The sequence below is a fragment of the Burkholderia sp. SR8 genome (assembly GCF_052851275.1).
This window is the reverse complement of sequence record NZ_JAULUC010000007.1, coordinates 62,411-86,512: the sequence shown is the minus strand read 5'-3', so window position 1 is coordinate 86,512 and position 24,102 is coordinate 62,411. Positions and strand designations below refer to the sequence as shown.

27 protein-coding genes and 1 riboswitch are annotated in these 24,102 nt (G+C 69.0%); of the genes, 19 read left to right on the top strand and 8 right to left on the bottom strand.

What is annotated here, in order from left to right:
- Positions 1–99 precede the first annotated feature (99 nt).
- Positions 100–288: riboswitch (cobalamin riboswitch) on the bottom strand.
- 204 nt (positions 289–492) lie between these two features.
- The 4 genes from cbiE to cobM are packed head-to-tail and all read left to right on the top strand — an operon-like array spanning position 493 to position 4,316.
- A complete protein-coding gene (cbiE, locus tag Q3A80_RS11060; RefSeq protein ID WP_446329258.1) occupies positions 493–1,728 on the top strand; it encodes a precorrin-6y C5,15-methyltransferase (decarboxylating) subunit CbiE in 1,236 nt (411 codons plus the stop codon).
- Positions 1,728–2,816 carry a cobalt-precorrin-5B (C(1))-methyltransferase gene (locus tag Q3A80_RS11055; protein ID WP_446329083.1) on the top strand — a complete coding sequence of 363 codons (1,089 nt, stop codon included), beginning with the start codon at positions 1,728–1,730 and terminating at the stop codon, positions 2,814–2,816. Before cbiE ends, Q3A80_RS11055 begins: the two co-directional genes overlap by 1 nt.
- On the top strand, positions 2,813–3,544 hold the full coding sequence (locus tag Q3A80_RS11050) for a cobalt-precorrin-6A reductase (RefSeq protein WP_446329082.1): 732 nt from the start codon (positions 2,813–2,815) through the stop codon (positions 3,542–3,544). Before Q3A80_RS11055 ends, Q3A80_RS11050 begins: the two co-directional genes overlap by 4 nt.
- A 43-nt stretch (positions 3,545–3,587) precedes the next feature.
- Positions 3,588–4,316, top strand: coding sequence for a precorrin-4 C(11)-methyltransferase (gene cobM / locus Q3A80_RS11045; protein WP_446329081.1), 729 nt, complete (start codon positions 3,588–3,590; stop codon positions 4,314–4,316).
- Positions 4,317–4,482: 166 nt separating this feature from the next.
- On the opposite strand, the gene Q3A80_RS11040 is transcribed toward cobM, so the two are convergent.
- Positions 4,483–5,187 (bottom strand): glutathione S-transferase N-terminal domain-containing protein, encoded by a 705-nt coding sequence (locus tag Q3A80_RS11040; protein WP_446329080.1) that lies wholly within the window; start codon positions 5,185–5,187, stop codon positions 4,483–4,485.
- A 604-nt stretch (positions 5,188–5,791) separates the two neighbouring features.
- Between Q3A80_RS11040 and Q3A80_RS11035 the strand changes: the two genes are divergently transcribed.
- The 6 genes from Q3A80_RS11035 to Q3A80_RS11010 all read left to right on the top strand — a co-directional run bounded on the left by Q3A80_RS11035 (position 5,792) and on the right by Q3A80_RS11010 (position 11,026).
- Positions 5,792–6,958 (top strand): ABC transporter substrate-binding protein, encoded by a 1,167-nt coding sequence (locus Q3A80_RS11035; RefSeq protein ID WP_446329079.1) that lies wholly within the window; start codon positions 5,792–5,794, stop codon positions 6,956–6,958.
- Between the two features lie 49 nt (positions 6,959–7,007).
- Positions 7,008–8,087: an ABC transporter ATP-binding protein gene (locus Q3A80_RS11030; RefSeq protein ID WP_446329078.1), complete on the top strand. Its 1,080-nt coding sequence runs from the start codon at positions 7,008–7,010 to the stop codon at positions 8,085–8,087.
- 49 nt (positions 8,088–8,136) lie between these two features.
- A complete protein-coding gene (locus Q3A80_RS11025) occupies positions 8,137–9,009 on the top strand; it encodes an ABC transporter permease (protein WP_446329077.1) in 873 nt (290 codons plus the stop codon).
- Positions 9,009–9,932, top strand: a complete 924-nt coding sequence (locus Q3A80_RS11020; RefSeq protein ID WP_446329076.1) for an ABC transporter permease — start codon at positions 9,009–9,011, stop codon at positions 9,930–9,932. Before Q3A80_RS11025 ends, Q3A80_RS11020 begins: the two co-directional genes overlap by 1 nt.
- Positions 9,933–10,117: 185 nt before the next feature.
- Entirely contained in the window at positions 10,118–10,555 is a 438-nt protein-coding gene (locus tag Q3A80_RS11015; protein WP_446329075.1) for a hypothetical protein, read from the top strand.
- Positions 10,556–10,813: 258 nt separating this feature from the next.
- The gene (locus Q3A80_RS11010) at positions 10,814–11,026 is read left to right on the top strand and encodes a hypothetical protein (protein ID WP_446329074.1); all 213 of its coding nucleotides are present in this window, start codon (positions 10,814–10,816) and stop codon (positions 11,024–11,026) included.
- Positions 11,027–11,305: 279 nt separating this feature from the next.
- On the opposite strand, the gene Q3A80_RS11005 is transcribed toward Q3A80_RS11010, so the two are convergent.
- On the bottom strand, positions 11,306–11,545 hold the full coding sequence (locus Q3A80_RS11005; RefSeq protein WP_446329073.1) for a hypothetical protein: 240 nt from the start codon (positions 11,543–11,545) through the stop codon (positions 11,306–11,308).
- Here Q3A80_RS11005 and Q3A80_RS11000 point away from each other — a divergent pair.
- The 5 genes from Q3A80_RS11000 (at position 11,544) to Q3A80_RS10980 (ending at position 16,265) form a co-directional block, all read left to right on the top strand.
- Positions 11,544–12,734, top strand: coding sequence for a CaiB/BaiF CoA transferase family protein (locus Q3A80_RS11000; RefSeq protein ID WP_446329072.1), 1,191 nt, complete (start codon positions 11,544–11,546; stop codon positions 12,732–12,734). The genes Q3A80_RS11005 and Q3A80_RS11000 overlap by 2 nt on opposite strands.
- Before the next feature lie 18 nt (positions 12,735–12,752).
- Positions 12,753–13,715, top strand: a complete 963-nt coding sequence (locus tag Q3A80_RS10995) for a hydroxymethylglutaryl-CoA lyase (RefSeq protein ID WP_446329071.1) — start codon at positions 12,753–12,755, stop codon at positions 13,713–13,715.
- A gap of 25 nt (positions 13,716–13,740) precedes the next feature.
- A complete protein-coding gene (locus tag Q3A80_RS10990; protein WP_446329070.1) occupies positions 13,741–14,124 on the top strand; it encodes a VOC family protein in 384 nt (127 codons plus the stop codon).
- Between the two features lie 289 nt (positions 14,125–14,413).
- Entirely contained in the window at positions 14,414–15,241 is an 828-nt protein-coding gene (locus Q3A80_RS10985; RefSeq protein WP_446329069.1) for an alpha/beta hydrolase, read from the top strand.
- 130 nt (positions 15,242–15,371) lie between these two features.
- A complete protein-coding gene (locus tag Q3A80_RS10980) occupies positions 15,372–16,265 on the top strand; it encodes a LysR family transcriptional regulator (protein ID WP_446329068.1) in 894 nt (297 codons plus the stop codon).
- A gap of 79 nt (positions 16,266–16,344) precedes the next feature.
- Here the strand turns inward: Q3A80_RS10980 and Q3A80_RS10975 are convergent, their stop codons facing one another.
- The 3 genes from Q3A80_RS10975 to Q3A80_RS10965 form a co-directional block, all read right to left on the bottom strand.
- A complete protein-coding gene (locus Q3A80_RS10975; RefSeq protein WP_446329067.1) occupies positions 16,345–17,802 on the bottom strand; it encodes an MFS transporter in 1,458 nt (485 codons plus the stop codon).
- Positions 17,799–17,990, bottom strand: coding sequence for a hypothetical protein (locus Q3A80_RS10970; protein ID WP_446329066.1), 192 nt, complete (start codon positions 17,988–17,990; stop codon positions 17,799–17,801). Before Q3A80_RS10970 ends, Q3A80_RS10975 begins: the two co-directional genes overlap by 4 nt.
- A gap of 201 nt (positions 17,991–18,191) precedes the next feature.
- Complete coding sequence (locus tag Q3A80_RS10965) at positions 18,192–19,412, bottom strand: hypothetical protein (protein ID WP_446329065.1); 1,221 nt, start codon at positions 19,410–19,412, stop codon at positions 18,192–18,194.
- Positions 19,413–19,947: 535 nt separating this feature from the next.
- Between Q3A80_RS10965 and Q3A80_RS10960 the strand changes: the two genes are divergently transcribed.
- The 4 genes from Q3A80_RS10960 to Q3A80_RS10945 all read left to right on the top strand — a co-directional run bounded on the left by Q3A80_RS10960 (position 19,948) and on the right by Q3A80_RS10945 (position 22,279).
- On the top strand, positions 19,948–21,048 hold the full coding sequence (locus tag Q3A80_RS10960; RefSeq protein ID WP_446329064.1) for an NAD(P)H-dependent flavin oxidoreductase: 1,101 nt from the start codon (positions 19,948–19,950) through the stop codon (positions 21,046–21,048).
- A 137-nt stretch (positions 21,049–21,185) separates the two neighbouring features.
- Positions 21,186–21,557, top strand: a complete 372-nt coding sequence (locus tag Q3A80_RS10955) for a GFA family protein (RefSeq protein ID WP_446329063.1) — start codon at positions 21,186–21,188, stop codon at positions 21,555–21,557.
- Positions 21,554–21,697 carry a hypothetical protein gene (locus tag Q3A80_RS10950; protein ID WP_446329062.1) on the top strand — a complete coding sequence of 48 codons (144 nt, stop codon included), beginning with the start codon at positions 21,554–21,556 and terminating at the stop codon, positions 21,695–21,697. The genes Q3A80_RS10955 and Q3A80_RS10950 overlap by 4 nt, the downstream gene beginning before the upstream one ends.
- A 126-nt stretch (positions 21,698–21,823) precedes the next feature.
- Positions 21,824–22,279: a MarR family winged helix-turn-helix transcriptional regulator gene (locus Q3A80_RS10945; protein WP_446329061.1), complete on the top strand. Its 456-nt coding sequence runs from the start codon at positions 21,824–21,826 to the stop codon at positions 22,277–22,279.
- Between the two features lie 160 nt (positions 22,280–22,439).
- Here Q3A80_RS10945 and Q3A80_RS10940 read toward each other — a convergent pair whose 3' ends face one another.
- From Q3A80_RS10940 to Q3A80_RS10930, 3 genes are all read right to left on the bottom strand, one after another.
- Complete coding sequence (locus tag Q3A80_RS10940; protein WP_446329060.1) at positions 22,440–23,189, bottom strand: GNAT family N-acetyltransferase; 750 nt, start codon at positions 23,187–23,189, stop codon at positions 22,440–22,442.
- 140 nt (positions 23,190–23,329) lie between these two features.
- Positions 23,330–23,659, bottom strand: coding sequence for a DUF4148 domain-containing protein (locus tag Q3A80_RS10935; RefSeq protein WP_446329059.1), 330 nt, complete (start codon positions 23,657–23,659; stop codon positions 23,330–23,332).
- Positions 23,660–23,732: 73 nt separating this feature from the next.
- Complete coding sequence (locus Q3A80_RS10930; RefSeq protein WP_446329058.1) at positions 23,733–24,059, bottom strand: DUF4148 domain-containing protein; 327 nt, start codon at positions 24,057–24,059, stop codon at positions 23,733–23,735.
- Positions 24,060–24,102 lie beyond the last annotated feature (43 nt).

Genomic DNA, 24,102 nt, shown 5'->3' with positions numbered 1-24,102 from the left:
AGGCAGGATTCGAATCGGGGGCGGATCTCAACGGGATACCGGGACAGTGTCGCGCCGCGGCCAACGCATCGGTACACCCCGCCCGACGCCGACTGGCACGCACGCACTTTCAGGCCGGCAGGTCTCCTGGCTGACAGGTCGACGCCTGCTCCCGGCCTTCCCGGTGAAACCAGTGGCGTGAGGGGGAGATCGGCTCGCTGTCTACAGTTGCGGGGGCAGCCACAGCGGCGCGATGCGCCCTGTGTTCCCTCTTCGGCCCCGAAGGGCACCGGCGAACGAACGGCCGTAGGATACCCGATTTCACCGGCGCTTCGCGACCGCAGGACGGGCACCGCGCTTGCAGCGGAACACGGCCCGGCGGCGGCAACCCCGCAGATGAAACGCGCGGTGGAACACGGTACCATGCCGACTTTCGCAATGCGGACCGCCGCATCGGCGCCCTCACGGCCGCCGCGCGGCGACTCGATGGAACCGGACGATGGGGAAGGGTGCATGACGGCGTGGCTGACGGTAGTGGGCATCGGCGACGACGGTTACGCGGGGCTCGGTCGTAGCGCGCGGCGTGCGCTGCTCGATGCGACGCGGGTCGTCGGCGCGAAGCGGCATCTCGACATGCTGCCCGCGCGGCTGCGCGCCGAGCGCGAAGCGTGGCCGTCGCCGTTCGAGCTGTCGGGCCTGCTCGCGCGCCGCGGCGCGCCCGTGTGCGTGCTGGCGAGCGGCGACCCGATGCTGTTCGGCGTCGGCGCGACGCTCGCGCGTGCGCTTTCTCCGGACGAATGGCGCGTGCTGCCCGCGCCGTCGTCGCTGTCGCTGGCGGCCGCGCGGCTCGGCTGGGCGCTGCAGGACGTCGGCACGGTGTCGCTCGTCGGCCGTCCGCTCGCGACGCTCGCGCGCCACCTGCTGCCGGGCCGGCGCCTGTTCGTGCTGAGCGCCGACGGCCGCACGCCGGCGACGGTCGCCGCCGAACTCGCCGCACGCGGCTTCGGCCCGACCCGCATCAGCGTGTTCGAACATCTCGGCGGCCCGCTCGAGCGGCGCATCGACGGTCTCGCGCAGGACTGGAACATCGACGAAACCGCCGCGCTGAACCTCGTCGCGCTCGACTGCGAGGCCGGCCCCGATGCGCCGCGCCGCGCGCTGACGCCCGGCCTGCCCGACGACGCATACCGCCACGACGGCCAGCTCACCAAGCGCGACATGCGCGCGCTGACGCTCGGGCGCCTCGCGCCCGCACCCGGCGAACTGCTGTGGGACGTCGGCGCGGGCAGCGGTTCGATCGGCATCGAATGGATGCGCGCGCATCCGTCGTGCCAGGCGATCGCGATCGAGTCGCATGCGGAACGCCAGCGCTTCATCGAGCACAACCGCGACGCGCTCGGCGTGCCGGGCCTGCAACTCGTCGCCGGGCGCGCACCCGATGCACTGTCGGGCCTTGCTGCACCCGACGCGATCTTCATCGGCGGCGGTGCGACCGCGGCCGGCGTGCTCGGCGCATGCTGGTCGGCGTTGAAACCCGGCGGCCGGCTCGTCGCGAATGCGGTCACGCTGCAGGGCGAGCTCGCACTCGCCGCGTGGCGCGACGCGCACGGCGGCACGCTCACGCGCGTGTCGCTCGCGCATGCCGAGCCGCTCGGCCGCTTCGACACGTGGCGGCAGCCGTTGCCCGTCACGCTGTACGACGTGCGCAAGCCCGATTCCACCGGCACGGACCTCGCGGAACCCGCGTGATGCGCGACGAAACCCCCGAACAGCCGGCGCCGCTGCGCTTCGGCTACACGACCGGTAGCTGCGCGACCGCGACGTCGCTCGCGGCCGCGCGCCTGCTGCTGACGGGGCACGCGGACGATGCGGTCGAAATCGTGTTGCCGAAGGGGCAGCACGTGATGATGCGGCTCGAGTTCTGCCGGGCCACGGCCGACGGCGCCGAGGCCGGCACGATCAAGGATGCCGGCGACGATCCGGACGTCACGCACGGCGCGCTGATCTTCGCGCGCGTCGCGCTGGCCGCCGCGCCGGGCGTGCGCTTTCATGCGGGGCCGGGGGTCGGCACGGTCACGCGCGCGGGGCTCACGCTGGCGATCGGCGAACCGGCGATCAATCCGGTGCCGCGCCAGATGATGACCGCGCACCTCGACGCGCTCGCGGCCGAATGCGGCTATGCAGGCGGCTTTGAAGTAACGATCGGCGTCGACGGCGGCGAGGCGCTCGCGCTGAAGACGATGAACCCGCGCCTCGGCATCGTCGGCGGATTGTCGATCCTCGGCACGACGGGCATCGTGCGGCCGTTCTCGTGCTCCGCGTATATCGCATCGATCCACCAGGGCATCGACGTCGCGCGCGCGAACGGCATCGCGCACATCGCCGCGTGCACCGGCAACGCGAGCGAGGATGCGATGCGCGCGCACTACGGCCTGCCCGACATGGCGCTGATCGAAATGGGCGATTTCGCCGGTGCGGTGCTCAAGCATCTGCGCCGGGCGCCGATCGAACGCGTGTCGATGTGCGGCGGCTTCGGCAAGCTGAGCAAGCTCGCGGCCGGCCATCTCGACCTGCACAGCCGGCATTCGAGCATCGATCTGCAGCTGCTCGCGCAGTGGGCGGCAGAGGCCGGCGCGAACGATGCGCTGCAGGCCGCGATGCGCGCGGCGAACACCAGCCAGGAAGCGCTGAAGCTCGCGCTCGCGGAAAACGTGCCGCTCGGCGACATCGTCTGCGCGCACGCGCTGCGGGTCGCACGCGACATCGTGCCGGCATCGGTCGCGGTCGAAATGTTCGCGATCGACCGGCAGGGCCGCTTCGTCGGGTGCGCACGATGAGCGCGCGCATCCTGTTGCTCGGCGGCACCGGCGACGCGCTGAAGATCGCGCGTGCGCTCGGCCCGCACCATGTGTACAGCCTCGCGGGCCTCGGCAAGGTGCCCGACGACTTGCGCTGCGACGTACGCGTCGGCGGATTCGGCGGAGCAGCGGGGCTCGCCGCGTATCTGCGTGGCGCCGGCATCGGCCTCGTGATCGACGCGACGCATCCGTATGCCGCGCAGATCAGCGCGAATGCCGCGGCCGCCGCGCACGACGCGGGCGTGCCGCTGTGGGCGCTGCGCCGCGCGCCGTGGACGCCTCAGCCCGGCGACGACTGGCGAATGGTCGACGACTGGGCCGGCATCGAGGCCGCGCTCGCGCCGTTCCGGCGGCCGCTGTTCACGCTCGGCCGCGAACCGCTCGCGCATCTCGACGCGATCCCGCCGCATCAGTTCTGGCTCGTGCGCTGTCTCGACCCGCATCCGGGCAACGCGCGCGCGCAGGTCCTTGCCGCGCGCGGGCCGTTCACGCTCGACGGCGAACGCGCGCTGTTCGCGCTCGCCGGTATCGACGTCGTCGTCAGCAAGAACAGCGGCGGCGCCGCGACCGAGGCGAAGCTCGACGTCGCACGCGAGCGCAGCGTGCCGGTCGTGATGCTGCGCCGGCCGCCGCTGCCCGACGCCGATCGCGCGTTCGACTCGGCCGCCGCGCTGCTCGATGCGCTCGATCCGGCCGCGCGCGCGTGACGCGGCGCGAACGACCGCCTAATGAATTGACGGAGAATTTTCGATGACGGTGTATTTCATCGGCGCGGGCCCCGGCGACCCGGAGCTGATCACGGTGAAGGGCCAGCGTCTCGTACGCAGCTGCCCGGTGATCCTGTATGCGGGTTCGCTCGTGCCGCCGGCCGTGCTCGACGGCCATCGCGCGGAGCAGGTCGTCAATACGGCCGAGCTCGACCTCGACGCGATCGTCGCGCTGCTCGCCGGCGCGCACGCGAAAGGGCAGGACGTCGCGCGCGTGCATTCGGGCGACCCGTCGCTGTATGGCGCGATCGGCGAACAGATCCGCCGGCTGAAGGCGCTCGCGATCCCATACGAAATCGTGCCGGGCGTGACGGCCACGGCCGCGTGCGCGGCGACGCTCGGTGTCGAGCTGACGCTGCCGGGCATCGCGCAGACGGTGATCCTCACGCGCTTCGCCGGCAAGACGACGATGCCGCAAGGCGAAGCGCTCGGCTCGCTCGCCGCGCATCGCGCGACGCTCGCGATCCATCTCGGCGTGCGGCATCTCGCGCGGATCGTCGACGAAGTGCTGCCGCATTACGGGCCCGAGTGCCCGGTCGCGGTGATCTATCGGGCGAGCTGGCCCGACGAGGAACGCGTGACCGGCACGCTTGCCGATATCGTCGGCAAGGTGCAGGGTACGCAGATCGAGCGCACCGCGCTGATCCTGATCGGGCGCGTGCTCGATGCGCAAGGGTTCGCGGATTCGACGCTGTATGCGAGCGCCGGCTGATCGCGCATGCGCCGGCCGGACCCCGGCGCGGCAATCGCTGGCGTCGCTCGCACGTTAACGCACGGGGGATTCCCGGAACGCTGAAACGACGCCGGAAACCCGCCCGCCGCGCGATGCGGCGGGCAGCAGGGACAGCGGGCCGCACACCGTGCGCCCGCTGCGCGGCTCAATCGCGTGCCGGGATGTTGAGCCCGCGCGCGACGGCCGGGCGCGCGACGAACGCGTCGAGCGCCCGCGCGACATGCCGGAACTCGCTGAAACCGACGAGATCGCCGGCTTCGTAGAAGCCGACCAGGTTGCGCACCCACGGGAAGATCGCGATGTCGGCGATCGTGTACGTATCGCCCATCACCCACTGGCGGTTCGCGAGATGCGCGTCGAGCACGCCGAGCAGCCGCTTCGATTCGGCGACGTAGCGGTCGCGCGGACGCTTGTCCTCGTAGTCGCGGCCCGCGAATTTGTGGAAGAACCCGACCTGGCCGAACATCGGCCCGATGCCGCCCATCTGGAACATCACCCACTGGATCGTCTCGTAGCGGCCCGCGAGATCCTTCGGGATCAGCTGGCCCGTCTTGTCCGCGAGATAGATCAGGATCGCGCCCGATTCGAACAGCGGCAGCGGCCGGCCGTCGGGGCCGTTCGGGTCGATGATCGCCGGGATCTTGTTGTTCGGATTCAGCGACAGGAATTCGGGCGACAGCTGGTCGTTCGTGTCGAAGCGCACGAGGTGCGGCTCGTACGGCAGGCCGGTTTCCTCGAGCATGATCGATACCTTGACGCCGTTCGGCGTCGGCAGCGAGTAGAGCTGGAGACGGTCGGGATGCTGGGCCGGCCATTTTTTCGTGATCGGGAAGGCAGACAGATCGGGCATGGAGGTTCGCTCGTCAACGTGAAGGATCCGCGCTCCGCGGGCCCGTCGCGCGACGCTGACAGCCGCCGACACGGCGGCAGGGACGAGACGGTCGCGTCGGCGGGCCTGCGGGGCGCGCCGAAAGCGCCCACTGTAGCCGATCCCCGCGATCGCTGCAGACGACGGCCGCGATGCGGACCGGAGCGCGCGACGCCGCGCGACGCCGTCAGACTATGTGCTGCAGCCAGGCGATCGCGGCTGCGGTGCCGACGCGCGTGCAACCGGTTCAATGGCGCGATGCGAAGCAACCGGTCGTCGACGCGATGGCGCCCGGTTCGCGCCGAGCGTTCGAGCGCCGGACAGGCCCCGCGTCGGGTCGGCACATCGTCCGGCGCAGCGCGTGTGAACCGATTCCATTCCGGCTCGCCGCGATATACGACGTCCTAACACATCGCCGTCGAAAGTTGCCGCGGAATCGCTCAATCTGCAAATCCTCGACGACCGGAAGGTTTTTGTTAGGGAAATTCCCGCCCCGCGCCGCTCGGTTTTTTGTTGACCGACATCGTATAACGCCGTCATGATTTCCCGAAAGAAAGGTCCCACCCACCGACCGAAGCGAGGAGACATGAATACAACCACGATCGCGCGCCGCGTCCGCCGGATCGCCCTGGCGCTGGGCCTGACGCTGTCGGCCGCAGCGGCCGTCGCGGCCCCGGTGTCGCTGAATGTCGTCGACGTCGCCGGCAACCTGCAGCTCACGCAGAAGGCCATCGAGGCGTTCAAGGAAAAGAACCCGAATCTCGTCGCGAACGTCACGTTCACGAATGCGCCCGCACCGCAGTTGCCGGGCAAGATCAAGGCGATGCAGGCGGCAGGGCGCTCCGACATCGACCTCGTGCTGACCGGCACCGACGCGCTGGCAGCCGGCATCGAGCAGAACCTGTGGCTGAAGCTGCTGCCCGACAACGCGGGCGCGTTCCCCGGCGTGCTCGACAAGTACGCGCCCGGTCCGCGCAAGATGCAGGATCTCGCGCAGGGGTTCGGCCTCGAGGTGACCTACATGCCGGCCGGCCCGCTGCTCGAATACAACCCGGCGAAGGTCAGCGATCCGCCGAAGACGCCCGAACAGCTGCTCGCGTGGTGCAAGGCGCATCCGAACAAGCTGATCTACGCACGCCCGGCGAATTCCGGCCCCGGCCGCACGTTCCTGATGGGGTTGCCGTACGTGCTCGGCGACAAGAATCCGCAGGACCCGATCAACGGCTGGGACAAGACCTGGGCGTTCCTGAAGCAGCTGAACGAATGCGTGCCGTACTACCCGGGCGGCACGTCGGCGGTGATGAAGGAGCTCGGCGAAGGCACGCGCGACATGACCGTGACCGTCACCGGCTGGGACCTGAACCCGCGCGCGCTCGGCATCGTGCCGGCCGATTTCCGGATCCAGGCGTTCGACAACATGACGTGGGTCAACGACGCGCACTACATGGTGGTCCCGAAGGGCGTGCCGAAGGAGAAGCTCGACGTGCTGTTCAAGCTGATGAATTTCCTGCTCGAACCGGCGCAGCAGGCGATGACCTACGACGACGGCTATTTCTATCCGGGCCCGGCGGTGAAGGGCGTGACGCTCGAGATGGCGCCCGCGCACAGCCAGGATGTGATCAGGAAATTCGGCCGCCCGGAATACGCGAAGCTGCTCGCGGATCGTCCGCACGTGCAGCCGCTCAACGCGCAGGCGATGGTCGCCGCGTTCCAGAAGTGGGACCGCGAGATCGGCTCGCAGAAATCGAAATGACGCATGAACCCGCGGGCGCTCGCGCGCCCGCGCCGATGGAGTTCGCGTAATGAAGCACAGTTTCGAACGGTTGCGGCTCGATGGCGTGTGCCGCAGCTTCACCAATGCGGAGGGCGCACAGGTCGCCGCGCTGAACGGTCTCGATCTCGACATCCGGCGCGGCGAGTTCATCGCGCTGCTCGGCCCGTCCGGCTGCGGCAAGTCGACCGCGCTGAACTGCATCGCCGGGCTGCAGCCGCTCACGAGCGGCGGCATCTGGCTCGACGACACGCGCATCGACGTGCTGCCGCCCGAGCGCCGCGGCTTCGGGATGGTGTTCCAGAACTACGCGCTGTTTCCGCACATGTCGGTGCTCGACAACGTCGGCTTCGGGCTGAAGATGCGCGGCGTGCCGAAGCAGGAAACGCGGCGGCGCGCGCAGCAGGCGCTCGAACTCGTGCAGCTCGTCGGTCACGAGGGCAAGCTGCCCGGGCAGTTGTCCGGCGGCCAGCAGCAGCGCGTCGCGATCGCGCGCGCGATCGTCATCGAGCCGCCGCTGGTGCTGATGGACGAGCCGCTGTCGAACCTCGACACGAAGCTGCGCATCGAGATGCGCGCGGAGATCCGCCGCATCCACACGCAGCTCGAACGCGCGACGATCTACGTGACGCACGACCAGGACGAGGCGCTGTCGATGGCCGACCGGATCGTCGTGATGAAGGAGGGTGTCGTGCAGCAGGTCGCGTCGCCGAAGGACGTGTACACGCGCCCGCACAACCTGCACGTCGCGCGCTTCATGGGCTATCGCAACGTGCTGCCGTTCACGCTCGAAGGGATGGCCGGCGACTACGTGAACGTCGGCGCGGCCGGCGTGCGCATCACCGGCGTGCCGATGGCCGGCTTCGACAGCAAGGACGTGCTGGTCGCGCTGCGCCCGGACGACTTCGAGCGCGCGGAGCCGGGCGCCGACAACGGGTTCGACGCGACCGTCGAGACGGTCGAATACGGCGGTCGCGACTCGCTGATCCGCGCGATCACGCCGTTCGGCGCGATCTGGGCCCGCGTGGCCGGCGAATTCGCGGAAGGCGAGGCGCTGCGGCTGCGCGTGGCGCCGGCGCGCACGCTCGTCTATGCGGGAGACGGACAATGAGCGGCCTGCACAACCCGGCGTGCGCGGCGGCGTCCGGCCCGGAGGCCGCATGAGCACGCTCGCGACCGGCGGCGCGCCGCGCGACGCGAAGGCGTGGCTCGTCACGCCCGCGCTCGCGTTCATCGTCGCGCTGTTCATCTATCCATTCGCGTACGGCCTCGTGCTGTCGTTCCAGCCGATGAACGGCGGCGGCGCGCTCGCGAACTACGTGCAGTTCTTCACCGACACCGCGATGTGGCCGACCGTGCTCGTCACGCTGAAGCTCGCGGTGCCGGCGACGCTGATCAACGTCGGGATCTCGGTGCCCGTCGCGTTCGCGCTGCGCCGCAATTCGCCGTACCAGAAGTTCGTCACGACGCTGCTGGTGATTCCGGTCACGCTCGGCACGGTACTCGTCGCCGACGGGATGCTCACGTATTTCGGCCCGAACGGCTGGTTTCCGCAGGCGCTGCGGGGGCTGCACCTGTACACGGACGAAGTGCGCCTCACGCACAACTACTGGGGCGTGCTGCTGTCGCTGATCGTGTCGGGCTTTCCGTTCGCGTTCCTGCTGATGCTGTCGTACATCAGCGGCATCGACCCGACGCTCGCGCGCGCCGCGGCCACGCTCGGCGCGAATCCGTGGCAGCAGTTCCGGCAGATCTACCTGCCGCTGCTGGTGCCGGGGCTGACGATGGCCGCGTGCCTGTCGTTCGTGCAGGCATTCTCGGTGTTCCCGTCAGCGGTGCTGCTCGGCGCGCCGGCCGGCCCGACGCGCGTGATCTCGATCGCGGCCGCCGAAGCCGCATTCGAGAGCTACGACTATTCGCTCGCGTCGGCGATCGCGATCGTGATGGGCTTCGTGCAGCTGCTGGTGGTCGCGTCGATGCTCGGCGCGCGCCGCTTCTTCTATACCGGTCCGGTCACGGGGGGCAAGGGCTGATGGCGACCGACAATCATGCGGCGCCGGCGTGGCCGCCGAAGCACAGCCCGCCCGGCGCGCAGCCCGTCAACGCGATGAAGCCGCAGAAGATGCGCGGCAATCTCGCCGGCCGTGCGTGGAAGGCACTCGTGTGGGGGCTGATGGCGTTCTTCCTGCTGAACGTGATGCTGCTGATCGCGACCGTCGCGGTGAATTCGGTCGCGACGCGCTGGTTCGGCACGCCGCTGCCGCAGGGCTTCACGCTGCGCTGGTACGCGAAGGCGTGGGAAGACTTCCAGCTCGCGAGCGTGCTGTGGGTGACGGTCGAGGTGGTCGGCGCGGTCGTGCTGCTGTCGGTCGCGCTCGGCGTGCCGGCCGCGTATGCGCTCGCGCGCGTGCAGTTCCGCGGCAAGCGCTTCGCGCTGCTGGTGTTCCTGCTGCCGCTGATGGTGCCGCCCGTCACGTACGGGATTCCGATGGCGACCGTGATGTACAAGGTCGGGCTCGCGGGCACGCTGTCGGGCGTGATCCTCGCGAACCTGGTGCCGGCGCTGCCGTTCGTGATCCTCGTGATGACGCCGTTCATCGAGCAGATCGACCCCAATCTCGAGGCCGCCGCGCGCATCTTCGGCGCGAACACGTGGCGCTATTTCCGCTACGTGCTGCTGCCGCTGCTGGTGCCCGGCATGCTCGCGGCGGGACTGCTCGTGCTCGTGCGCACGATCGGGATGTTCGAGCTGACCTTCTTCACCGCGGGCCCGAGCACGCAGACGCTGGTCGTCGCGCTGTATTACGCGGTGTTCTCGACCGGCGTGCGCGCGCCGCAGTCGATCGATGCGATGGCGATGATCTACATGGCCATCACGCTCATATGGGTCGTGATCGCGCTGCAGTTCGTGAGCCCGACGCAGCTCGTCAGCCGCGTGAAGCACGAGCGGCCGTAGACGTCGCGGGCGACGACTGCACGGGCGTGATGCCGTGATCCCGGCGCGAGTCGGCCGTGCAATTCGTTACAAATGGATACCGCGAACGGCGCGTGGACGTTGCAGACTACGCGGCGTACCGGCTCGGCGATGCGTTCACTGGCATCGCCGGATGCCGCCCGACGTTCACCGATTCACGGAATTCCATGAAGCTTCAAACGCTGCTGACGCTCGGCTGTGCCGCCACGCTGCTCGCCGCCTGCAACCTGATCCACGACGGTCCCGGATCGAGCGACGTCGACGCCGCGGTGCGCCGCGCGCTCGAGGCGGAAAATCACGGCGGCCTGAACGCGCTGTTCGGCCAGCCGCTGCCCGTGTCGGCCGACGTGATCTCGGCGAAACCCGACGGCGACTGCAGGAAGGCCGGCGAACGCACGTACACGTGCGACGTCGTGGTCACGTGGCGCAATACCGACTACGCGCCGTCGCGCGCGAATCTCACCTTCGTGCAGGCGGCCGACGGCTCGTGGCAGACGTCGGGCGTCGACGCCGCGATCGCGACCGGCGCGGCCAAATCGCTGATCGACAAGATCGGCAACGCGTGGCCGGGCAATGCGGCCAGCGGCGCGTCGGCGCCGCAGTGACGCGCCTGCGACGGGCTGCGTCGTCCTTTCTGCCGCACGCGCGACAGCACGATGCCTGCGCATCGTCACGGGCCTTCCGTTGAACACACGCGTTCGGTTCTCGTTCGATCGGCGCTCGGGCGGGGGGCGCCGGGCGACGACGAAACGGGGCGCGAACATCGCACACCGGCGGTCGACGCTATCTTCGGTATGCCGGACGGGATATAGGGAAAACCCTTAATTTGAGATATAATCGTCGGGTAGAAGAAAGGTCGAATCATGCCCGAACGTTTCCAATCCCTTGAAAAGTTTGTGTTTTCCCTGATCGTGATGTCGGCGGTCGCGTGCTCCGCATTCCTCGCGTACGAGCGTCACCCCGAGATCAAGATCGCCTTGCACGAAGGCGAAGCGCTGATGCGCGAAAGCGCCAAGTATTCGGTCATCTGCTCGCCGTCCAAGATCGATCCTTGCGTCGAGATGTCCGCTTACTGAATCCAGCCGGCGCGGTGACCGCTCGCCGCTGATTCCTGCCGGCGCGTGGCCGATCGCCAGCCCCGCGCCGGCGGCGCACGTCGCGAACCCGCACACCGGTTCCTGCCGGGCGCATGGCGCCCGAACACTGCTTCCCCGTCTTGCCCGATTCCGCTGCGGCGTGCTGACCGCAGTGCGTCGTCACGCCGTCACGCCGTCATGGCTGCACGCGCTGCACGCGCTGCACGCCGGCGTGTCGCTCCCCGCTCGAGTCTTTCCGACCGCCACCCTCGGCCGCCGTCACGATCTGCCGCGGTTCGCCGCGCGCGAATGCAGCGACGTGCCGACGGGCGGCGCGGCAGAGCGCAGTTGTCGCATCGTCGCTTGCCCACGCGACCTGCGCCGTCCGGATGAACGCCGCCGCGCGCCTGCCTTTCCGTCCGGGAAAGGCTGGTTGAGCATCGATCGATTTTCGCGCGCGCCGAACGCCGTCATGATCGCCGTCATCGACAACACGCATTTTTCATCGGAGACAGCCATGACGAGACCCCTGGACGGCATCCGCGTACTGGAACTCGGCCAACTGATCGCCGGGCCGTTCGCGGGCCGGATGCTCGCCGAATTCGGCGCGGACGTGATCAAGGTCGAGCCGCCCGGCGTCGGCGACCCGCTGCGCAAATGGCGGCTGCTGCACGACGGCACGTCGGTGTGGTGGGCCGCGCAGTCGCGCAACAAGCGCTCGCTGTCACTCGACCTGCGCACGCCCGAAGGGCAGGACGTCGTGCGCCGCCTCGTCGCCGAAACCGATGTGCTGATCGAGAATTTCCGGCCCGGCACGCTCGAGGGCTGGGGGCTCGGCTGGGACGTGCTGTCCGACATCAATCCGGGCCTCGTGATGTTGCGCGTGTCGGGATTCGGCCAGACCGGCCCGTATCGCGACCGGCCCGGCTTCGGCGTGATCGCGGAGGCAATGGGCGGCCTGCGGCACCTGACCGGCGAACCGGGCCGCACGCCGGTGCGCGTCGGCGTTTCGCTCGGCGATTCGCTGTCCGCGCTGCACGGCGTGATCGGCATCCTGCTCGCGCTGCGGCATCGCGAGCAGCAGGGCGGCAATGGGCAGGTCGTCGACGTCGCGCTGTACGAATCGGTGTTCAACATGATGGAAAGCCTGCTGCCCGAATACTCGGCGTTCGGCGCGGTGCGCGAGGCGGCCGGCAGCAGCCTGCCCGGCATCGCGCCGACCAATGCGTACCGCTGTCGCGACGGCCGGTACGCGCTGATCGCCGGCAACGGCGACAGCATCTTTCGCCGCCTGATGGAGTTGATCGGCCGCCCCGATCTCGGCAACGACCCGGCGCTCGCGCACAACGACGGGCGTGTCGCGCAGGTCGCGCGCATCGACGCGGCGATCGGCGAATGGAGCGCGCGGCACGACCTCGACGACGTGCTGGCCGCGCTGAACGACGCGCGCATTCCGTCCGGGCGCATCTACGACGTCGCGGACATCGCGGCCGACCCGCACTACCGTGCGCGCGACATGATCGTCGACGCCGCGCTGCCCGACGGTACGCCGGTGCTCGTGCCGGGCATCGTGCCGAAGCTCGGCGCGACGCCGGGAGCTATCGAGCGTCCGGCACCGGCACTCGGCGCCGATACCGGCGCGGTGCTCGAATCGATCGGCATCGATGCCGCGACACGCGCCGACTGGCACGCGCGCGGCGTGATCTGAACCGCACGGGGCAACGACATGAACCAGCAGCCCGGACGGCTCTACATCCACGAAGTCGCGACGCGCGACGGTTTCCAGAACGAAGCGGCGTTCGTCGATACCGACGACAAGATCGCGCTCGTCGACGCATTGAGCGCATGCGGCTACGCGAAGATCGAGGTCACGTCGTTCACGTCGCCGAAGGCGATTCCGGCGCTGCGCGACGCGGAGGCCGTGATGCACGGCATCGTGCGCGCGCCGGGCGTCGTCTATACGGTGCTCGTGCCGAACGTGCGCGGTGCCGAGCGCGCGCTGTCGTGCGGCGTCGACGAAGTGAACCTCGTGATGTCGATGAGCGAGAGCCACAATCGCGCGAACCTGCGGATGACGCGCGAACAGTCGTTCACGCAGCTGCGCGACGTGATCGACGCGGTGCGCGGCACCGGCGTCGCGGTCAACGTGTCGCTGTCGACCGCGATGGGCTGCCCGATGGAAGGCGACGTGCGCGCCGAAACCGTGCTCGCGTGGATGCAGCGCTTCGCGGATCTCGGCGTGCACGGCTTCACGCTGTGCGACACGACCGGGATGGCGTATCCGTCGCAGGTGCGCGACCTCGCCGCACGCGCGCGCGAACGCTTCGGCGCGCTGCAGCTCACGCTGCATTTTCACAACACGCGCGGGATGGCGCTCGCGAACACGCTCGCCGCGCTCGATGCCGGCATCGACCGCTTCGACGCATCGCTCGGCGGCCTCGGCGGCTGCCCGTATGCGCCGGGCGCGACCGGCAATGCGTGCACGGAGGAGCTCGTGCACATGCTCGCACTCGACGGCTACGATACGGGCATCGACCTCGCGGCCGTGCTCGCCGCGGCCGCACGGCTGCCCGCGCTGATCGGGCACGACGTGCCGAGCCAGATCCTGAAGGCCGGGCGCCGCTCGGACCTGCATCCGCCGCCGCGCGGCGAAGCCGGCGACATGCCGGCGCAGCGGGCTTTCTCGTGAATGGAACAGGACAGGAGCGATCCACATGGCGCTGATCGACCACCTCGATCATCTCGTGCTGACCTGCGTCGATCCGGAGCGGACGAAGCACTTCTATACGCAAGTGCTGCAGATGCAGCTCGAAACCTTCGGCGCGGGCCGGCTCGCGTTCCGCTTCGGCAACCAGAAGATCAACCTGCACGTGCGCGGCGCGGAATTCGAGCCGAAGGCGCACGTGCCGGTGCCCGGCGCGCTCGATCTGTGCTTCATCGCGGCCGTGCCGCTCGACGACGTGATCGCGCATCTGCAGCGCGTCGACTGGCCGATCGTCGACGGGCCGGTCGAGCGAACCGGCGCGACGCAGAAGATCCGGTCGGTGTACGTGCGCGATCCCGACCTGAACCTGATCGAGATCTCCGAGTCGATCTGAGCGGCAGCGGATGTGCCGCGCGGCGGCCGCCGTGCCGCTTCGTCAGGCTGCGTCGCGCCGGCCCGTCCGTTCGCGCCTGCGCCGGCACCAGCGCAAGCGCGGTGCGCGCACAAGCACGACAGTCCTTCGCCGAAAGCGGACAGACCCACGCCGCACCCGCCGATTCCGGATAGCACGGCCCGCGCACGCTGCGGACAATGGCGCAACGGCGCCGGTTCGTCCGCCGCCTTCGCAGCGGGGCTGCCGTCGACGTCCCGCCTATCCGCCATTCGACCCGGACACTTTCCGCATGACGATCCTCTATCGCGGCATGGACCGCGCGGCGCTCGATGCCGCCTACCTGAACACGAAGGCCATTCCCGATTTCCCGGCGGTGCTCGCGTCCTGCCAGGCGCGCAGTGCGGCACTCTACGAAGCGACGCGCGGGCAGCGCGACCTGCGTTACGGCGCGCGTCCCGCGCAGCGCTTCGACTGGCTGCGGTGCGGCCGCCCCGACGCGCCGGTGTTCGTGTTCATTCACGGTGGCTACTGGCAGCACTGCGCGAAGGAGGATTTCGCGTACGCAGCGGCCGGACCGCTCGCGCGCGGCTTCGACGTCGTGCTCGCCGGATACACGCTCGCACCGGCCGCCTCGATGACCGACATCGTCGGCGAGATCGGCGCATTGCTCGACTATCTCGCCGCCGATCCGGACGGCCTCGGCACCGCAGGCCGCGCGATCCACCTGAGCGGTCATTCCGCGGGCGGCCACCTGACGGCCGTGCACCGCGCACATCCGGCCGTCGTGTCGGCGCTCGCGATCAGCCCGCTCGTCGATCTCGAACCGATCTCGCTATGCGTGCTCGGCGACAAGTTGCAGCTCACCGCGCACGAGATCGCCGCGTACAGCCCGCTGCGTCACATCGGGCCCGGCGCGCCGACCGTCGTCGCAGTCGGCGCGGCCGAGCTGCCGGAGCTCGTGCGGCACGCGCACGACTACGCGGACGCATGCGCCGCGGCCGGCGAACGGATCGCGCGCGCATGGTTGCCCGGCATGCGGCACTTCACGGTGCTCGACGATCTCGCGACACCCGACAGCGCGATGCTCGCCGCATTGCACGCACTCGCGCCGCACTGAGCCCGCCGTTTTGCGCCGTCGTGCATCGCGCTGCGCGATTTCGCGCCGCGCGCGGCCGGGCGTATGATCGGCATCAGGCCGCTCCGGCGCGGTCCGCGCGCGCCGCATGCCCATCCCCAGGACCTTCATCATGGTGAACCCGCTTCATTTCGATCTGCAGTCGCTGCGCGTGTTCGCGCTCGTGGCCGAGCACGGCAGCCTGACCAAGGCGGCCGAACACGGCCAGCTGACGCTGTCGGCGCTCAGCAAGCGGATCGCCGAACTCGAGAGCGTGACCGGCAGCGCGCTGTTCGTGCGCCATGCGCGCGGCGTCGAGCTGACGCCCGCGGGCCGCGCGCTGCTCGACCATGCGGCGAAGGTGATCGAGCAGGTCAACCGGATGGCGCACGAAATGAGCGATTACGTTGCCGGCGTGCGCGGCCACATTCACGTGTGGACCAACACGTCGGCGATCGTGCAGTTCCTGCCGGCCGATCTCGCCGCGTTTCTCACCGACAACCCGGGCATCAAGATCAGTCTCGAGGAACGGCTGAGCCACGAGATCGTCGATGCGCTCGCGTCCGGCAAGGCCGATCTCGGCGTGTTCGCGGACAACGTGCCGGCGCCCGGCATCGAACGCCGGCTGTACCGGCGCGACGAACTCGTGCTGCTCGTGCCGCGCAACCATCGCTTCGCCGCGCACGACAGCATCCGCTTCGCCGATACGCTCGACGAAGACTACGTCGGCCTGAGCGACGGCAGTTCGCTGCTCGCGCGGATGACCGACGCCGCGTTCGCGGCCGAGCGCTCGTTGAAGCTGCGCATCCAGGTATCGAATTTCGACGGCGTGAGCCGGATGATCGAGGCGGGGCTCGGAATCGGCGTGCTGCCGCGCGATACGGTGACCGGCGAGCGCGCGTCGCGGCTCGGGGTCGTGAAGCTCGACGACGCATGGGCGACACGCACGCTGTGGGTCGGCGTGAAGGCCGGCACGGTGCTGACCACCGACATCGCGAAGCTGTTCGATTTCATGTCGGCGCGCTGAACGTGCCGAACGTGCTGAATGCGTTCAGCACGCGAAGGGCACGGCGCACGCATTCGCATGCGCCGTGCCGGTAGAAGCGTCATACCGGATTGATGTCGTCCTGGCTGCGCCGTGTGGTCAGCGGCCCGAGCACGCGCAGCGTGACCGCGACGATGCCGAGCGCGACCGAGATCACGCCGAACATCGCGCCCGCGCCGTGTTCGGCCAGCACCGGCAGCAGCATGAACGGCAGCGCGCCGCTGACGATGCGCGACAGCGCGTACGTGCTGCCGATCGCGGTCGAGCGCACGCGCGCCGGGAAGATCTCCGCCTGATACACGTGATACGCGTTGCTGAACACGTTCGATGCGCAGGTCGTCAGGAACCCGAAGCAGACGATCAGCACCGTGTTGCCCGAATACGCGAAGCACAGCCCGAATGCGGCGATCGACAGGATCGACGCGATCACGAGCGTGCGGCGCTCGATCCAGTTCAGCAGCGGAATCGACAGCAGCGAGCCGATCGGATAACCGATGAACGACAGTGCGATGAACAGCGTGCTGTCCGTCACGTCGAAGCCGCGGCTCTTGACGACCGTGCCGGCGAGCGTGCCGAACCCGTAATAGCCGAACCCCTGGAACAGGTGGAACACCGCGAGCATCAGATAGCGCGCGCCGTACGGCCGGCGGCGCAGCAGCGCGATGCGCTCGCCGACGCTCAGCGGCCGCTGCGGCTCGACCGATGCGGCGAACTGCGCGGGCACGCGCACGCCGGCGCTGTCCGCGAAGCGCCGCGCGGCGGCATGCGCGTCCGCCGTGCGGCCCTGCGCGAGCAGCCAGCGCGGGCTTTCCGGAAGACGGTGCTGGACCAGCAGCACGTACACGGCGCCAAGGCTGCCGATCGCGAGAATGATGCGCCAGCCGGCCACGCCCGCCAGATGCAGCGGATTGAGCCACAGCGCGAGGAAGCCGACCAGCGGCACCGCGACGTACGAAGTCGTGTACGCCCACGCGGCGAGCCGTCCGCGCTTTTCCTTCGGCAGGATTTCGGACAGGAAGCTGTCGGCGACCGGATAGATCGCGCCGACGCCGATGCCCGTCAGGAACCGGCACGCGACCAGCATGTCGGCGTTCACGGAGAACGCGCCGATCAGCGAAAACGCGCTGTACCAGACGAGCGTCATCAGGAATGCCTTGCGCCGGCCGATCCGGTCGGCGAGGCTGCCTAGACACATCGCGCCGACGAACATCCCGATGAACGCCGACGCGAGCAGCAGCTTGAAATCGGCGCTTTGCCGGCTCAGCCCGTATTCGTTCTGCAGCGCGGAGCCGATCGTACTGACGAGGAATATCTCGTACATGTCGAAGAACAGCCCGATGCCGATCACCCAGACGACGAACCGGTGCAGCGCACCGACCGGCAGGTCGTCCATGAATTCGCCGAGCGTGGTGCCGCGGGCGGCGACGGTGGGCGGCTCCGCTTCGGCGCGGGCCGAAGCCGGTAGGGCGGACGCGGGGCGGCCCGCCGTGCCGCCAAGATCGAGGGATTGGCTGTTCATCGTGTCTCCAGATTATCGATTTGCCGTGGCGCGATGCCCGGCCGTTCGCGGCCGCCGTCACGGGCACGGTCGCGCGACGCGACGGCGAGGCCCGCAACATCATCGAAACGTCCGAAGGCGCGGGCGGTGCCGATCGTCCGAGACATGGTCGGCGAATTCGTGCGGCGCGATAATTGCGGATGCTTCAAGCATCCTTTCCCGACCAGAAAGGCTGCGGAACGCCCGCCGGACGGGCGTCGGAAAGCGCGCCGGCCAGAGCGGGCGCGTCAGGGCAGGGAAAACCATGGGGCCGACTTGCGGGGTCGGCGATCGCGAACGTCAGGTATCGCCGGTTGATATCGGCAGGGCCGGCCGGCATCGCACGATGGAGCGGGGGCCGCGGCACACTTTTAATCAGCCGGCGTCCGTCTGTCGACGTGACGAATCAGGCGACCGTCATTGCGATGCACAAGGACTGGAATAGCCACCTGCGGCGGCGTGCCGGCATCGATACCGACACCGGCATCGACACCGGCACTGTCGGCCCCGGCCTGCTCGTGCCGGACCGTATCCGACGCAACGGCCTGCAATCGCTCGGCCGTCTGCGGCGCGATGCCGAGTTGCGCGGCGGCCTGCTCGTGCGGGCCGAACGTGCGCACATCGACGCCCGCGATCTGCTGGAACAGCACGAGCGCGCTGAGATAGGCGCCGAGCACGCCCGGATGCAGATAATCGGGCCGCGACATCGGCGGATCGCCGTGCGCATGCCTCCCGTACCACAGCAGCGGCGCGCCGGACGGCGCATACGGATCGGGATCGGCGACGCCGGTCGTCCACGCCCGCTGCCACGCGCGGCCGACCGGCGCGACGGCGACGATCGACGGGTCGGCCCGGCGTGCGCGCTCGAATGCATCGCGATACGCGGCGACGATGTCGGCGATGCGATCGAGGTAGCGCGCGCGGAAGCCGTCGCTGCCCGGCTCGCCGGCGAGCGCTTTTGCGCGATCGGCGCTCGCCCACGTCTCATACAGGTAGACGCGCGCGTGCGGCGCCGCCGCGCGAATGCCGCGCGCGAGCGTCGCGACGCTGGTACAGAAACCGGCCGGATCGCTGGCGCGGCTGTGCGTGAGCGCGAACGGCAGCGGCTTCGCGCTCAGTTCCTGCAGCACGACCGCATCCCACACGGGCCGGTTGATCACATCCGACGCGACGCGCGCATGTTTCGCGAGACTCGTCGCCGACATCGCCTCCAGATGAACGTCGTAGTCGAGCCCGGCTTCGACGGCGAAGCGCGCTAAGATGCCCGGAATCCCGCCCCACGGGCCCGGTTCGAACTCCGCGCGGGCGCCGGTCTGCCCGAAGTTTTCGTCGACGACCCGTGCAGCGTCGCCGATCGCGCCGCTGCCGGGCCGCATCGCGCCGTACGAACGCACGGGCGCGTAACGGCCATGCGTGAGGCTGTCGCCGACGAACAGGATCCGTTGCGGCGCGCGTGCAGCCGGCGCGCGCGCCTGATCGGCGGCAGCACCCGCGCTCACCGGCCCGGCAATCAGCCATGCGGCAACGCACGCCAGCATGCGACGCGCGACGACGCAACGGAGCGGCGGCAGCTCGGCAGGCTTTTCAGTCATCGCAGGGTTTCGCGTGGACGCATGGCCGAAGTATTTCACGAAGCGACGCGGCGGCGCCGACGAGCACCGGCGTGTGCCTGCGGTAGACTGCTCGCTGCGCTTCGCGCCCCAATGACACGATCACTCGCGGCCACTCGCACGCCATGGACCGAATCGATGCGACGCAGGTGTTCGCCGCCACGCCGGACGACGGCAGTCGCGCGGGCGCGAGCCGCCGTCTCGGCCGTGCTCCGGCGGCAGTCGAACGCCTTCCGCGGCGCGCTGGCGTCGGCGCTCGCCGGGCACGTCGTCACGCGGCGGTGTGGCGTAGCATGGGCGGCAATGCATCGGTCACGGCGTTCGGACGCGATGCTGCATGAATGCATCGCGTCCTGCACCGACCGGCGGCATCGCCCGGCCGGCGGGTTCGCCACGGTGACCGCGTGACGGGCTTCGCGCGATGCGCGGCAAACGCGTCGCGCGCCGGCCCCGACCCAGTCGCTTCGGCTACCCAGGCCGCAGCATTCCGTTCCCGGACGTTGCAGGAGGCAACGACATGAATCGACCGACCGACAACCGGACGCTGTTGCGCACGCTCGGCATCCGCACTCCGATCATCCAGGCACCGATGGCCGGCGTCAGCACGCCCGCGCTCGCGGCTGCCGTGTCGAACGCGGGCGGCCTCGGCTCGCTCGGCGTCGGCGCGACGAATGCCGAAGGCGCACGCAAGATGATTCGCGACACGCGCGCGCTCACCGACCGGCCGTTCAACATCAACCTGTTCTGTCACCAGCCGGCCCGCGCGGACGCAGCCGTCGAACGCGCGTGGCTCGACTGGCTCGCACCGGCATTCCGCGAGCAGGGCGCGACGCCGCCCGCGTCGTTGTCGGAGATCTACACGAGCTTCGTCGAAGACGATGCGATGCTTGCGATGCTGATCGACGAAAAGCCGGCCGTCGTGAGTTTCCATTTCGGGTTGCCGTCCGACGAGGCGATCGCGATGTTGAAGCGCGCGGGCATCACGCTGTTCGCGGCCGCGACGCATCCGGACGAAGCCCGGCAGATCGCCGCGGCCGGCATCGACGCGATCGTCGCGCAGGGCATCGAGGCCGGCGGTCACCGCGGCGTATTCGATTCGACGGCGCACGACGACCGGCTCGGCACGTTCGCGCTGACGCGCCTGCTCGTGCGCGAATGCCCGCTCCCCGTGATCGCGGCCGGCGGCATCATGGACGGCGACGGCATCGCCGCGGCGCTCGCGCTCGGCGCGCAGGCCGCGCAGCTCGGCACCGCGTTCGTCGCATGTCCGGAGACGTCGATCGACGACGGCTACCGCCGCGCGATCCTCGGCGACGCGGCGCGCCGCACGACGTTCACGAGCGCGATCTCGGGCCGGGTCGCGCGCGGCATCGCGAACCGGCTGACCGCGCTTGGCGACGATCCGCACGCGCCCGTCACGCCGGCCTATCCGATCGCATACGACGCGGGCAAGGCGCTGCATGCGGCCGCGAAGGCGAAAGGGGAGTTCGGCTACGGCGCGCAATGGGCCGGGCAGGCGGCGCCGCTCGTCCGGCCGCTGCCGGCGGCCGAACTGTTCGCGACGCTCGAGCGCGAGACCCGGGCGGCCATCGCGCGGTTGCAGCACGTGCTGGACTGATTCCGGCCGGGCGCCGCGCGTATCGCCGGCCGCAGAATTGCAACGCTCCGTATCCACGCCCGGCGCGGATACAGTGCGATACATGGCAATGGGCCGCGCCCGCTATAAAGCAGACATGACTTCTCGAGGAGCACGACATGTCTGCTGCATGGTTCACCGGATCCTGCCATTGCGGAGCCGTCAGGTTCGAAGTCCGGACCGCGCTCGCGCCGGCCGCTCGCTGCAACTGCAGCCTGTGCCGCCGTCGCGGCGCGCTGATGAGCCCGATGTTCGCCGCCGCCGATCTGAAGATCGTCGCAGGCGAGGGCGTGCTGACGACCTACCGTTTCAACACGCACACGGCCCGTCACTATTTCTGCAGCCGGTGCGGCGTCTATCCGTTTCATCAGACCCGCAAGGATCCCGCGTGCTGGCGCGTCAATCTCGGCTGCCTGGACGGCGTCGATCCGTACGCGCTCGATGCGTCGGTCGCCGACGGCGCGAGCCTTTCCGTCGTGGAGGACGCATGAAACGCTGGCTGATGATCCTGCTGTTCGCGGCGGGCGGCCTCGCGACCGAAATCGCACACCCGGTGCAGTGTTCGCTGCTGCCGGTCGGCCGGCAACGGAATGGCGGGCGCCGCGGCCGGAACGACGATCGCCGCGACTGAGCGCGGGCGACGGTCGCGTACACGGCATGCTGTTGATCGGAAACGATAATCATGCTCCCGATAAGATCGCATGCGATATATAATGCATTCATCTGCGGCCAATCCCGGGTCGATGGAGGAACGCTGATGAAACCGACCGAAGCACAAGCGCCGGCCACGCCGAAGCTGTCCGAATTTCTGTGTTTTGCGATCTACTCGACGAACCTCGCGTTCGGCAAAGCCTACAAGCCGATTCTCGAGGAACTCGGCCTCACGTACACGCAATACATCACGATCATTGCGCTGTGGGAGGAGGGCAATCAGACGGTCGGGCAGCTCGGCGAAAAGCTGTTCCTCGAATCGAACACGCTGACGCCGATCCTGAAGAAGCTCGAGGCGATGGGCTATCTGGAGCGGCACCGCGATCCGTCGGACGAGCGTCAGGTGCTCGTGAGCCTGACGAAAAGCGGCCGTCGCGTGCGCGAGAAGGGGCTCGACATGAACCTGGTCGAAGCCACCGGGCTCAAACCGGACGAATTCGCGAAGATGCAGAAGGCGATCGTCACGCTGCGCGGCAACCTGATCGATTCGATCGACGAGTAGCAGCCGGACTGACGCCACGTCGATATCGAGCCGGCGACGCGGTCGTCGCCGGCCGGGTCCGCGATTTCCGTCCTGTTTCCGTTTGTCGGCCTTTCTTGCCTTCCCGCCTTTTCCGGTCTTTTCCGGTCGTCAGCACCTGCGCATGGCGTCGACCGGGCCGTTACGGCGCGCCGTGCGGCCGGCCCGCGCCGGTATCATCGCGCCCCAGCACCAGCAGATGCATGTCGCGACGCAACACGAAACCGAGCGCGCGATAGCGGTCGACCGCGCCGTGATTCGACGTGAGCACGTGCAGGAACGGCGTTTCCCGCCGCGCGCAGATCGTCGCGACCAGCGAGCGGATGAGTCCTGCCGCAAGCCCCTGGCCCCGAAATTCCGGATCCACGCAAACCGCGCTGATCTCCGTATGGCCGCCGGCCCGTAGCCGCTGACCGGCCATCGCGACGAGCCGGCCTTGCCTGCGTACCCCGATAAAACCGCCGAATTCCACCGTGCGCAGGCCGAACGGGCCCGGTTCCGTCGTTGCAATCAGTTCGAGCATGTCGGGCACGTCTGCTTGCGCGAGCCCAACGTGCTCGAACGCGCGCACCTGCGCATCGTCGAGCGTTCCGTGCCACGTCATCTGATGCAGCATCGCGCGCCAGACCACGACAAAGCCGGGCGGCGTCGGGATCTCGTCCGGCGTGACCAGCGACGCCGGTCCATGCGCGTCGATCAGTTCACGTAATGCGTCGAAAGCGGCCGCGCTGCGATCGGCCACGCCGGCAAACGGCGCGAGCGCCGGCGGAAACCGCCGCGCGCGTTCGCCGCCGAGCGCGAAGCGCTGCTGCTCGCCGGCGAGCGCATGCCAGATCGCGTTATCGAGCGGATGCGTTCCGCCTGTTTCGTGCGCCGTCGTCGCATCCCGCATCGCCCGCTCCCTGGTTGAAGACTGTCCGTTGCACAGCATAGACGCGATTGCCGATACGAGTGGCTGGGCAAAAAAAGCGCATACGATTATATCGCATGCGCTTTTTTTGACGGACAGGATCGCCGTCTTCGGTGCCGCGCTCAATGGCCGAAATAGATCGAGCGCTCGGCCGTTTCCATCGCAGCGCGGCTACCGGATTGCGTTGCGCCGTCGGCATTGCTGCCGTAACCGGATGCTTCGGTATCGGCCACTGCCGCGCCGTTGTCGCGAACCCGCTTCAGCGCGGCCTGCAGATTGTCCGGATAGTTCGGGTCGTTCGGGCGATTCGGCAGGTAGCCGGCTTGCCCGAGCGCGGCCAGTTCCGCACGCACTTGTGCACGCGTCACGGTGCTTTCGCCGGCGAAGGCCGGCGCGGTCATGGAAGCCGACACGGCGACGAGCAGCGCTGCAATCAGTTGGGTCTTCATCATTCAACTCGAGGGAAAGGAAAGCGTTCAGGGTTGCGTACCGTACGCCGGCAATCGGCGCCGATCGCGGTTGCGTTCAATGCCCGAAGTAGATCGAGCGCTCGGCAGCGCGCATCACGGCGCGGCTGCCCGACTGCGTAGCCGCTGCAGCGTCGCTGCCATAACCGGACGTCGACGTATCGGCCGTGACGGCGCCGTTCGTGCGGATCCGCGTCAGCGCGACCTGCAGATCATCCGGATAGTGCGGATCGTTCGCACGGCCCGGCGCGTAACCGGCTTGCTGCAGCTCAACGAGTTCCGCACGCACTTGTGCACGCGTGATGGCGGCTTCACTGGCAAAGGCCGGCGCGGCAACGGTAGCGGACACGGCAACGAGTACGGCAGCGATCAGTTGGGTTTTCATCATTCACCTCGACAGGAAAAAGCAGAACATAGGTAAGGCGGCG

Excerpts from the sequence above, each read along its gene's own strand:
- Q3A80_RS10980 (WP_446329068.1), top strand. The coding sequence starts at position 15,372 with ATGGTGAACCCGCTTCATTTCGATCTGCAGTCGCTGCGCGTGTTCGCG.
- Q3A80_RS10940 (WP_446329060.1), bottom strand. The coding sequence starts at position 23,189 with ATGCGGGATGCGACGACGGCGCACGAAACAGGCGGAACGCATCCGCTC.
- Q3A80_RS11040 (WP_446329080.1), bottom strand. The coding sequence starts at position 5,187 with ATGCCCGATCTGTCTGCCTTCCCGATCACGAAAAAATGGCCGGCCCAG.
- Q3A80_RS10935 (WP_446329059.1), bottom strand. The coding sequence starts at position 23,659 with ATGATGAAGACCCAACTGATTGCAGCGCTGCTCGTCGCCGTGTCGGCT.
- Q3A80_RS10995 (WP_446329071.1), top strand. The coding sequence starts at position 12,753 with ATGAACCAGCAGCCCGGACGGCTCTACATCCACGAAGTCGCGACGCGC.
- Q3A80_RS11010 (WP_446329074.1), top strand. The coding sequence starts at position 10,814 with ATGCCCGAACGTTTCCAATCCCTTGAAAAGTTTGTGTTTTCCCTGATC.
- Q3A80_RS10955 (WP_446329063.1), top strand. The coding sequence starts at position 21,186 with ATGTCTGCTGCATGGTTCACCGGATCCTGCCATTGCGGAGCCGTCAGG.
- Q3A80_RS10990 (WP_446329070.1), top strand. The coding sequence starts at position 13,741 with ATGGCGCTGATCGACCACCTCGATCATCTCGTGCTGACCTGCGTCGAT.
- Q3A80_RS10945 (WP_446329061.1), top strand. The coding sequence starts at position 21,824 with ATGAAACCGACCGAAGCACAAGCGCCGGCCACGCCGAAGCTGTCCGAA.
- Q3A80_RS10975 (WP_446329067.1), bottom strand. The coding sequence starts at position 17,802 with ATGAACAGCCAATCCCTCGATCTTGGCGGCACGGCGGGCCGCCCCGCG.
- Q3A80_RS11000 (WP_446329072.1), top strand. The coding sequence starts at position 11,544 with ATGACGAGACCCCTGGACGGCATCCGCGTACTGGAACTCGGCCAACTG.
- Q3A80_RS11005 (WP_446329073.1), bottom strand. The coding sequence starts at position 11,545 with ATGGCTGTCTCCGATGAAAAATGCGTGTTGTCGATGACGGCGATCATG.
- Q3A80_RS10985 (WP_446329069.1), top strand. The coding sequence starts at position 14,414 with ATGACGATCCTCTATCGCGGCATGGACCGCGCGGCGCTCGATGCCGCC.
- cobM (WP_446329081.1), top strand. The coding sequence starts at position 3,588 with ATGACGGTGTATTTCATCGGCGCGGGCCCCGGCGACCCGGAGCTGATC.
- Q3A80_RS11055 (WP_446329083.1), top strand. The coding sequence starts at position 1,728 with ATGCGCGACGAAACCCCCGAACAGCCGGCGCCGCTGCGCTTCGGCTAC.
- Q3A80_RS11030 (WP_446329078.1), top strand. The coding sequence starts at position 7,008 with ATGAAGCACAGTTTCGAACGGTTGCGGCTCGATGGCGTGTGCCGCAGC.
- Q3A80_RS10960 (WP_446329064.1), top strand. The coding sequence starts at position 19,948 with ATGAATCGACCGACCGACAACCGGACGCTGTTGCGCACGCTCGGCATC.
- Q3A80_RS11050 (WP_446329082.1), top strand. The coding sequence starts at position 2,813 with ATGAGCGCGCGCATCCTGTTGCTCGGCGGCACCGGCGACGCGCTGAAG.
- Q3A80_RS10950 (WP_446329062.1), top strand. The coding sequence starts at position 21,554 with ATGAAACGCTGGCTGATGATCCTGCTGTTCGCGGCGGGCGGCCTCGCG.
- Q3A80_RS10965 (WP_446329065.1), bottom strand. The coding sequence starts at position 19,412 with ATGACTGAAAAGCCTGCCGAGCTGCCGCCGCTCCGTTGCGTCGTCGCG.
- cbiE (WP_446329258.1), top strand. The coding sequence starts at position 493 with ATGACGGCGTGGCTGACGGTAGTGGGCATCGGCGACGACGGTTACGCG.
- Q3A80_RS10930 (WP_446329058.1), bottom strand. The coding sequence starts at position 24,059 with ATGAAAACCCAACTGATCGCTGCCGTACTCGTTGCCGTGTCCGCTACC.
- Q3A80_RS11035 (WP_446329079.1), top strand. The coding sequence starts at position 5,792 with ATGAATACAACCACGATCGCGCGCCGCGTCCGCCGGATCGCCCTGGCG.
- Q3A80_RS11025 (WP_446329077.1), top strand. The coding sequence starts at position 8,137 with ATGAGCACGCTCGCGACCGGCGGCGCGCCGCGCGACGCGAAGGCGTGG.
- Q3A80_RS11020 (WP_446329076.1), top strand. The coding sequence starts at position 9,009 with ATGGCGACCGACAATCATGCGGCGCCGGCGTGGCCGCCGAAGCACAGC.
- Q3A80_RS11015 (WP_446329075.1), top strand. The coding sequence starts at position 10,118 with ATGAAGCTTCAAACGCTGCTGACGCTCGGCTGTGCCGCCACGCTGCTC.